The following is a 9,279-nucleotide window of genomic DNA, read 5'->3' as shown; positions in this document are numbered from 1 at the left end:
CTTGGCAGCAGCTTTCTTCACCGCAGGCTTGGCAGCAGCTTTCTTCACCGCAGGCTTGGCAGCGGCTTTCTTTACCGCAGGCTTGGCAGCAGCCTTGGGAGCGGCTTTCTTTACCGCAGGTTTGGCAGCAGCCTTGGGAGCGGCTTTCTTTACCGCAGGTTTGGCAGCGGCTTTCGGCGCTACCTTTTTGGCGGCAGGCTTCGCAGCCGCCGTGGGTTTCTTCGCACTTGTTGCCATGTCAACCTCCATCTCTGATTTCAAGGATAACTACAAGCTAGAGCACTGCAAAAAACGATCCGTGCAAACCGGATCATTCAATGGACGCATCGAATATGCGTTGATTGAATCCATGAGCGGCGACTGACGCCGTGAAACCGGGAATCCCTTTTTGCATACGCCAACAACATGAGGCAGTGCCGTTGCGGGGATCATGAATCGAGCGCGTCGATCAACAGACGAATCTACCCAAGAAACGAAATTCGTGAGCAGGGATACAGCGCGTGAAAACCCGCAACCGGCAGTAGGCAATTTGGGGGTCGAAGGAGACGCTGAAAAAGGAAAGTGATGGAAAACACGAGCAAGACCGGAGCAAGCCGGTAAGCGCAATGAGCAGATGTAATTTCTTTGATCCTGCAATCCGTTTTCGTCCATCACAATCCGCATTCAGAGATGGCGAACCAGATGACCCGCCCCGAAACTTTCACCAGACAGGAAGCGGACACCGACCAAGAAAGACTACTGGATGTTGTGCCGCCCTTGCCATTTGCAACGGATTCTAGTAGTGGGTCACACTTGACGCAAGAATTTTTTTATGATTGTCGCAAACAATTCAGCAAATTGTGTCAATTCGACAACGCGTATGTTTTGGTTACGCGAAACCTGAGCAGAATATTTCCAAAGCATGAGCACCTCGATCCGACCCTTAAAGCACAAAATGACATCCGGGATAATCGATGCGGCAGCGGGAGTATCAGAGCGCTCGCACCAGCGACGCGCCGAAGACAGCTAAGCGCTGCCAATCAAAGCACGGGCCCGGATCGGTCTTTCGCCCCGGTGAGACACATGAATGCCCGACCACAGCGTCTATTGGAAAGCAGGTTCGTATCAACTTGATCAGCGCGACAAGCTGTACGTACTGTGCATCCTCAAAAGGCGAATCATCACAACCCTCCAGTTCAATACCAATCGAGAAATCATTACAGTTCTCGCGGCCGTTGAACGATGACAACCCTGCATGCCACGCACGTTTCAAGCAGGACACGAACTGTGTCAATTCGCCATCTCGACGTATCAGGAAGTGCGCTGAAACACGCAAGCTGCTTATTCCGGAGAAATAGGGATGGGCATCCGGGTCCAACGTATTAGTGAACAAGCGCACGATATCGTCGCCGCCAAACTCTGCAGGCGGCAAACTGATCGAGTGCACCACGATCAGTGATATGGCCTCTCCAACAGATCGATCATCAGCGTTTGGTGAGTCTATGCGTTGCGCCGCGCCCATCCAGCCATCGATCGACATACCGGAATTGGCCGCCATGCCCATGAGATTTGCCGCCCTCACTCTTCGATACCGAGCCGTTCGATACGATAGCGCAATGAGCGGAAGGTCACTCCAAGCATCCGCGCCGCGGCAGTACGGTTAAAACCCGTTTTCGCCAGCGCATCGAGAATGACCTGCCTTTCGATGCGATTCATATGATCATCAAGGGTTTCAACTTCATGCCCAACTTCGCCCTCGATCAACGACTCTGCCGCAAGCTGAAGATCGTCAGTCACCACCTTTCCTTCAAGGCACAAAGCTGTTGCACGTTCGAGAATATTTTCAAGCTCTCTTACATTTCCGGGGTAGGTGTAGGCGCAAAGCGCGCGCATCGCCTCGGGAACAAGTTCTGGTGGACTGGCGCCGCAGATCCGATCGAGTATCGCGTCAACCAGAAGCGGAATATCTTCCAGGCGCTCACGCAATGACGGCATTTTCAACTCGATCACATTCAATCGGTAGTAAAGATCCTGGCGAAAGGTATCAGCATCAACACAGTCCTTCAATTTCCGATGCGTTGCCGAAACAATGCGCACGTCAACGGCTTCTTCGGTGGTTGAACCTACCTTTCGCACCCGCTTTTCCTGAATTGCGCGCAGAAGCTTGACCTGCATTGCCAATGGCAAATCGGCCACCTCATCAAGGAAAAGAGTCCCGCCATTTGCCGCCTGAAAAAAACCGTCCCGATCGCTGTCGGCGCCCGTGAATGCCCCTTTGCGATAACCGAAGAACTCGCTCTCCATCAAATTCTCTGGAATAGCGCCGCAATTCACCGGAACAAAAGGCGCCAAGTGACGCGCGCCCTGACTATGAACAAGGCGGGCAGCCAGCTCCTTGCCACTGCCTGATTCACCAGAGATATAGACCGGAGCTTGGCTACGCGCCACTTTGTTGATCATTTCGCGCACAGCGAGAATGGCCGGAGAATCGCCAATAAGCTGTGCCGCCATGGCTGAATCTACCGAAGCGCTGTCCGGCAACTCGATTGCCTTGGGAAGGTTCATCGCTGACTTTATCAACGTTCGCAACTGATCCAGCGCAACGGGTTTGGCCAGATAATCGAACGCTCCTGCTTTCAGCGCCGCCACAGCATTGTCGGCGCTACCGAACGCAGTAATGACCGCCACCGGCGTCTCTCCATGTTCAGCGCCAATCAGGCGCACAATATCCAACCCGTCGCCATCGGGGAGGCGCATATCGGTCAGACACAGATGGTAGTGTTCATGCTCAAGAAATTTTCTGGCTTCGGCAACTGTTCCCGCACAATCAGCCGACAGGCCCATCCGCACCAGCGTCAGATCGAGCAGTTCACGGATATCAGCCTCATCATCAACCACCAACACCCTGGGCATCTCGCCGCGCGGCCGCCTTTCTATCTTGCTTACGGTCACTCAATAGTCCTCCCTGAAATATAGAAATCAGCACCCGATTCGCTGTCAGTCAACTCAAGCCGGGCACCATTGGCTTCGCACAACTCGCGTGCGATATACAGTCCCAGACCGGTACCACGACTGTGGGTTGTAAAGAATGGCTCGAACACTTGCTCGCGCAGGCTGTCATCGATGCCTTTTCCATCGTCGATGACATGCAAATCCACCCATCCATCACCTGCGTCACCCGCCTTTATGCGAATACTTCCCGGCTTGCCCTGCGAATGACGCAATGCGTTGCCAAGAAGGTTCCACAAAACTTGATGAAAATGCGAACGATCAAAGTAGAGCACTGCCAAACCCAAGAACTCGAACTGCACAACACCGGCATCCATTTTCTCTTTCAAGGTATATTCTTCGACGAGTATGGGCAACGCGAGCCGCAGATCGATCTGTTCCCGATATGCTCGATCTCGCCGCCCCAATTCAAGCACATCACTGACAATTCTCTCCACGCGCTGAGCGTTGTCCAGAATGATGCGCAACAAGCGCTTCGTCGTCTGATCGCTGCACTCTTCGCTCAACAATTCGCCCGCATGATTGATGGCGGACAGCGGATTGCGGATTTCATGAGCAATATTCGCTGTCAGCCGTCCGAGGGCAGCCAGTTTGAGCTGGCGCGCTTGTTCCTGCAACCTGCCCATGTCCTCAAGAAAAACCAGGACATCGCGCTCAGAACTATCGGTTGCGATAAACCGCGCACGTAATTGCATGCCGCTAGCCGGCGCTCGTACCAGTACCGATTCTCTGGAGGAATGCTCGCACCAATACGAAAATCCGCGAGCCAGTTCGGTGGAGTAATTGACCAGCTTACGCTCCGAAGGGTCGCCCAAGCCAAGCAATTGTTCGGCGCGCGGGTTATGCTGTTTGACCCATCCAGTTCGATCGAGCACGAGCACTCCGTCCTGCATTTCCTCAATGACACGCTGGCCGACCAAGGTCTGGTTCTTCAGTTCGACCCCGCGCTGGCGGGCCAATTCTTCGTTGGTGATTACGCGCTGCGCCAGCAAGCGCGCCGAAATTGCAACGGCAAAAAAGCCTGCGCTGTACAGGCCCGCCTGAAAAAAGTCGACCATTTCAATGTCGGACACGATCGCTCGATAGGATTGCTCAGCAAGTGCCGCTAGCGTCGCCAGTGCCGCGTAGAACAACACCAGGCGTCCTTGTCCGACCAAGCCGGCGCCGGCCAGGTTAACCAGCAACAGGACGCCCAACCCACTGCGCAGACCACCACCCAAATGCATCAGCAAGGTCAGAGCCAGAACGTCGACCAGAACGCATAAGCTCAATTGCATATTGAAGCGACGGCGGTAGTACAGTAGCCCGACCAGGGAAAAAGTTGTTGCCAGCAGATATAAAGTGGTTATCACAAGATGCCGCGACCCACTATCCGGGCTGAACATCGAGATGGATGTCGGATGAAAAACCGAGGACAAGAACAGCAGCAGGGAAATACAAAAGCGGTACAGATTGAAATACTGCAAGGATTTCCAGTGCATTTCGGCAAACTGCCCGGCGCTGGCATCATTGCTTATCGCCATCGAGAATCAGGCGTCCCGCGATTCGGCTTCATGCCGATGAGTGCTACAGCAATAGTAGCGGCCGTTGGTCAGAATGCTTTCGCTGATCGGCTGATTTACGCCGCAATGCGCACACTTGACCATCATTTCCGGAGCAGATGTAGTTTGGGACGCTTGTCTTCCCGAGCGGGAAGACAGTGCCCTGCGCAGAATCCAGAACACCACAAACAACAACACGATCAGGATCAAATTCCTCATGATGCCCAAGCAGTTTTGAAGGTCGCCAAAGCATAGCAGAAGCGCGCCTCGACAGCGACCATCAGCCTTGTCCAATGAGGTGTGAGCCTGAACGAGGTGCGTATTTCCAACGAGGAATGAGCCTGAAGCGAAGAAGCTGAAGGCGAAGGCGGTGAGGGTTGATCATCCAGAGGATGGTGATCGACATGAACGAAGAGCGGCTTTGCACGATTGAGCAGGTCGAACGATTTCTCAGTGCCAGTGCCCCGATTGAGTTTTCGGCGAGCGGCGACGATACGGAGCGCTATGGTCACATCAGCCGGGTACTCAATCGGTTTGACTACCCTCGGCGCAGTAAGCGCGAGCGCGGGGTGCTGCGCAGGTATCTGGAACGCACCAGTGGCTACAGCCGGGCGCAGGTAACCCGCTTGGTGACGCGCTGGCAGCGCAACCGACTGGCCGAGGTTCCGCTGGCCAAGCGCTATGGGCGACCCACGGTGCCCTTTGCCCGCAAATACACGCCGGCCGACATTGCGCTGCTGGTCGAGATGGACAAAGCCCATGAGGATGCCTGCGGACCCGCCATCGCGCATTTGCTGCAACGCGCCTACCACGCGTATGGCGATCCGCGCTATGAACGCCTGGCCACGTTGTCGGTCTCGCACTTGTACAACCTGCGCAAGAGTGCCGGCTATCGGGCGCACCGAAAGAGCTTCACTTCGACCCGACCGGTGTGCAACGCCATTGGCGTGCGCAAGGCGCCCGGCCCCGAAGGACGCGCCGGTTTTGTGCGTATCGATACCGTTCATCAGGGCGATCTGGATGGCATCAAGGGCGTCTATCACATCACCTGTGTCGATGCCGTCAGCCAATGGCAGGTTCAGGCCTGCGTGCAAGGTATCAGCGAGGCCCATCTGTTGCCGGTGCTGGCGTTGATCATTGAGCAGTTTCCGTTCGTGGTACTGGGCTTTCATTCCGACAATGGCTCGGAGTACATCAACCGTCAGGTGGCGAAGATGTTGGAGAAACTGCGCATCGAGCAGACCAAGTCACGATCGCGTCATAGCAACGACAACGCCTTGGCCGAGAGCAAGAACGCCAGCGTGGTACGCAAGCATATGGGCTACTCGCATATCCCGCAGCAGTTCGCCAAGCCGATCAATGCCTTCTACCTCGATACGTTCAATCCCTGGCTCAACCTGCACCGCCCTTGCCTGTTTGCCACGTCGGTCACGAATGCGAAAGGCAAGATCGTCAAGCGCTATCGCCACGAGGATGTGAAGACGCCGTTGGCGTGCCTGACCCGGTTGTTGGCCAACCAGTTGGCAACGCTCAAGCCCGGCATCACGCTGGCAGCGCTACAGGCTCAGGCAAAGTCCAAATCCGATCTGGCCGCCGCCCAAACCATGCAGCAGGCCAAGTACGATCTGTTCGCCAGCTTCGCCAAATCCAGACGGCGCGCCTGATCTTCACGCCTCTCCCACCACTGCCGCGCTTCGCTTGCCAGACAACGATCGCTACGCAATCCGTCCGCCGGAAGCCCTGCGGGCGGCAAACCGTAAAACCAGCATAGTCATGCTGTGAAAATCGAAACCCAATCCGATCCCAACGCAGTCCTTTACACTGGCCCTTTCAACCCTTCAACCTACACCGTCCCGGACCACCCTTCAGGCTCATCCCTGGATTGGAAAGTACTCCATCTGCCAAAATGGCATAGCCAACATGGGCATGCGGAAGGCCAGTAATCTGGGGATATTGTTCGGCGAACAAGAGTGCGCTTCGGTTACCGCGCAGAGCAATTGGCGACACGCGCCTCAGTTGGCAAGCGCAACTGACGGAGATAACCTGACTGGTTGTCCGAAAAACCCATCAGCATGGAATCGGTAATGTGGTCGGGGCGAGAGGATTCGAACCTCCGACTCCTGCGTCCCGAACGCAGTACTCTACCAGGCTGAGCTACGCCCCGACCGAAACTACGCCGGCTCTAGAATGATCTGGCGACAGCGAAGAGGCACAATTCTAGCAAGGAATCCTTGTATGTGGAAGCGGGCAGTTCCTCAAGAGCCGCTCTTGCAAGACTCGCCTCCGCCTGCGCGCATCGCCTGGCATGCTCAAGCGCACCTGTGGCATGAATTGCCGCCAGCACTGCCTGAAAGTCGTTCTCGCCGCCGTTTTTGATGGCCTCTCGCACGCAGGACGCCTGCTCAGGCGTGCCATGTTGCATCACATAGATCAGCGGCAAGGTCGGCTTGCCTTCGGCCAGATCGTCACCGAGATGTTTGCCGGTCTCCACCTCGGCACCTGAATAATCGAGTACGTCGTCAATGAGCTGGAAAGCCGTCCCCAAGTGCATTCCGTAATCAGCCATACCCTGCTCGATTTTGCGGGAACCTCCGCCAATAATGGCGCCAAGCTGTGCTGCCGCCTCAAACAGCTTGGCCGTCTTATAGCGAATTACCTGAAGATAGCGCACCTCATCAACGTTGGTATCGTGGCAGTTCATCAACTGCAGCACCTCGCCTTCGGCAATGATATTGGTTGCATCCGACAGTACGCGCATTATGCGCATATCATCGACTTCGACCATCATCTGAAAAGCACGGGAATACAGAAAATCGCCAACCAGTACACTGGCGGCATTGCCAAACAGCGCATTTGCAGTTTCACGGCCTCTCCGCAAATTGGATTCATCAACCACGTCGTCGTGAAGCAGTGTCGCGGTATGAATAAATTCGATTACTGCAGCAAGCTCATGCTGTCGTGTTCCGCGATAACCCAGGGCGCCGGCAGCAAGAAGTACGAGCGCAGGGCGCAAGCGCTTGCCGCCACTTTGAATGATGTACTCGGCAACCTGCCGCACCAGCACCACTTCGGAATGAAGACGTCTGCGAATCACCGCGTCCACGGCTTGCATGTCTGATCCGATCAGGCTGTAGAGCTGCTCCAGTTTCACGGCATCGAACCTTAGAAAAAACTCGTGAATCTTAGGCGCCGCCCCGCGCCGCGTCAAGCCGAACGCGGTGTCACGCACTACACCAATTCCACGGGGTTTGAATCCGTGGATCGGGTCGCTGTCCATATTGCCTGTTTCAATCTATATGCTTATGGTGGTGGCTTGCGTTCCCTCGATCAACCTGAGCCTCGCCCTTGCATTACATTTACTGACTATGACTGTATTACTAGGTTGCATTGCAGACGATTTCACCGGCGCCACGGACCTGGCCAATACCCTGGTGCGCGACGGCATGCGCACAGTCCAGACCATCGGCGTACCATCCGCGGACACTGATCTGCCCGAATGCGACGCCTTGGTCGTCGCGCTAAAATCGCGCACGATTCCAGCTGTCGAGGCCGTGGCGCAGTCGCTTGCGGCACTCGAATGGCTGCTGGCGCGCGGCGTACGGCAGGTCTTCTTCAAAATCTGCTCGACCTTCGACTCGACCGATGCCGGAAACATCGGCCAAGTCGCCGACGCCCTGCTTGACGCGCTCGGCGAAGAGATCGCGGTGGTCTGCCCGGCCTATCCAGCGAACCGACGCACTGTCTATCAGGGATATCTGTTTGTCGGCGACGCTCTGCTATCGGACTCACCGATGCGTGATCATCCGCTGACGCCAATGACCGACGCCAACCTGATACGCATACTCGGCCGCCAAAGCCGTTATCCGGTCAGTCTGTTGCCGTGGTCTATCGTCAGCGCCGGCGCACCAGCGACCGAGGAAGCGCTGGCTTCGCTCGCGGCCCAAGGCGTACGCCATGTCGTGGCCGATGCGGTGCGCGACGAAGATCTGTTCACACTCGGCGCCGCGTGTCGCAAAATGCGGCTGCTGACCGGCGGCGCAGGACTGGCACTCGGCCTGCCAGAGAATTTTCGTCGGGCGGGGCTGTTGTCTGATCGGATGGATACCGAATTGCCGGGTCACGTCGGCGGGTCGGCGGCGGTTCTCGCCGGCAGTTGTTCGGAAGCGACCCGGGCGCAAGTAGCCGAAATGGCCAGCCGCCACACGAGCGTGCTGATTGACCCGCTGGCTGCCGACACAGCCACGGCGATTGCTAACGCAGCCTTGAGTAAAGCCAACGGCGCACTGGCCCGCGGAGAGACGGTACTGTTCTACTCCAGCGTCGAACCGGCGACAGTCGCAGCCATCCAGTCGCGGCTCGGACTGACGCCGTCAGCAGCGCTGGTGGAAGAAACTTTCGCCGAACTGGCGAAAGCACTGGTAGCGCAGGGGGTGCGCAGGCTGGTGGTTGCAGGCGGCGAAACCTCGGGCGCGGTGGTCGCAGCACTGGGCGTACAGGCACTGACCATCGGCCCACAGATCGACCCCGGTGTTCCATGGACGCGCGTACTCGGCCCGAAACCGCTGCTGCTGGCGCTCAAGTCGGGAAACTTCGGCGGCCCCGACTTCTTCAGCCGCGCGCTGGCGATGGTGCAATGAGTCCGCAATCAATCGCCATTTTCTGCGCCCACTGAAACCCCCATCGCACCATCAGGGCTGGAGCATCAAATCTCTCTCAGATGCAAAGCGGTAGCGAGATGAGCCGGGTTGTA

At 56.6% G+C, this 9,279-nt stretch carries 8 protein-coding genes and 1 tRNA gene; 3 read left to right on the top strand and 6 right to left on the bottom strand.

The window, feature by feature from the left end; genetic code table 11:
• A partial coding sequence (locus tag PROAA_RS09335; protein WP_186411085.1) for a hypothetical protein occupies positions 1-364 on the top strand: 364 nt, incomplete at its 5' end.
• 606 nt (positions 365-970) lie between these two features.
• On the opposite strand, the gene ampD is transcribed toward PROAA_RS09335, so the two are convergent.
• The 4 genes from ampD to PROAA_RS19390 are packed head-to-tail and all read right to left on the bottom strand — an operon-like array spanning position 971 to position 4,748.
• Positions 971-1,519 (bottom strand): 1,6-anhydro-N-acetylmuramyl-L-alanine amidase AmpD, encoded by a 549-nt coding sequence (gene ampD, locus PROAA_RS09330; protein ID WP_245664231.1) that lies wholly within the window; start codon positions 1,517-1,519, stop codon positions 971-973.
• Positions 1,520-1,557: 38 nt separating this feature from the next.
• Complete coding sequence (locus PROAA_RS09325) at positions 1,558-2,931, bottom strand: sigma-54-dependent transcriptional regulator (protein WP_281182261.1); 1,374 nt, start codon at positions 2,929-2,931, stop codon at positions 1,558-1,560.
• The gene (locus PROAA_RS09320; protein WP_483771113.1) at positions 2,928-4,469 is read right to left on the bottom strand and encodes a two-component system sensor histidine kinase NtrB; all 1,542 of its coding nucleotides are present in this window, start codon (positions 4,467-4,469) and stop codon (positions 2,928-2,930) included. Before PROAA_RS09320 ends, PROAA_RS09325 begins: the two co-directional genes overlap by 4 nt.
• Before the next feature lie 48 nt (positions 4,470-4,517).
• Positions 4,518-4,748 (bottom strand): PP0621 family protein, encoded by a 231-nt coding sequence (locus PROAA_RS19390; RefSeq protein WP_425394007.1) that lies wholly within the window; start codon positions 4,746-4,748, stop codon positions 4,518-4,520.
• 158 nt (positions 4,749-4,906) lie between these two features.
• Between PROAA_RS19390 and PROAA_RS09315 the strand changes: the two genes are divergently transcribed.
• Positions 4,907-6,193 carry an integrase catalytic domain-containing protein gene (locus tag PROAA_RS09315; RefSeq protein ID WP_222102192.1) on the top strand — a complete coding sequence of 429 codons (1,287 nt, stop codon included), beginning with the start codon at positions 4,907-4,909 and terminating at the stop codon, positions 6,191-6,193.
• A gap of 423 nt (positions 6,194-6,616) precedes the next feature.
• Here the strand turns inward: PROAA_RS09315 and PROAA_RS09310 are convergent.
• Together PROAA_RS09310 and PROAA_RS09305 are read right to left on the bottom strand one after the other, a co-directional pair.
• A tRNA-Pro gene (locus PROAA_RS09310) sits at positions 6,617-6,693 on the bottom strand.
• An 18-nt stretch (positions 6,694-6,711) separates the two neighbouring features.
• On the bottom strand, positions 6,712-7,641 hold the full coding sequence (locus tag PROAA_RS09305; RefSeq protein WP_342669213.1) for a polyprenyl synthetase family protein: 930 nt from the start codon (positions 7,639-7,641) through the stop codon (positions 6,712-6,714).
• A 253-nt stretch (positions 7,642-7,894) separates the two neighbouring features.
• Here PROAA_RS09305 and otnK point away from each other — a divergent pair, with 253 nt between their 5' ends.
• A complete protein-coding gene (gene otnK, locus PROAA_RS09300; RefSeq protein WP_186411081.1) occupies positions 7,895-9,166 on the top strand; it encodes a 3-oxo-tetronate kinase in 1,272 nt (423 codons plus the stop codon).
• Positions 9,167-9,279: the final 113 nt, after the last annotated feature.

The organism is Candidatus Propionivibrio aalborgensis (genome assembly GCF_900089945.1).
Lineage (GTDB): Bacteria > Pseudomonadota > Gammaproteobacteria > Burkholderiales > Rhodocyclaceae > Propionivibrio > Propionivibrio aalborgensis.
This window is presented reverse-complemented; position numbering and strand designations above follow the sequence as displayed.

Bases quoted from the DNA above. Each gene is read 5' to 3' on its own strand.
- ampD (WP_245664231.1), bottom strand. From the start codon at position 1,519: ATGTCGATCGATGGCTGGATGGGCGCGGCGCAACGCATAGACTCACCA.
- PROAA_RS09320 (WP_483771113.1), bottom strand. From the start codon at position 4,469: ATGCACTGGAAATCCTTGCAGTATTTCAATCTGTACCGCTTTTGTATT.
- PROAA_RS19390 (WP_425394007.1), bottom strand. From the start codon at position 4,748: ATGAGGAATTTGATCCTGATCGTGTTGTTGTTTGTGGTGTTCTGGATT.
- PROAA_RS09305 (WP_342669213.1), bottom strand. From the start codon at position 7,641: ATGCAAGCCGTGGACGCGGTGATTCGCAGACGTCTTCATTCCGAAGTG.
- otnK (WP_186411081.1), top strand. From the start codon at position 7,895: ATGACTGTATTACTAGGTTGCATTGCAGACGATTTCACCGGCGCCACG.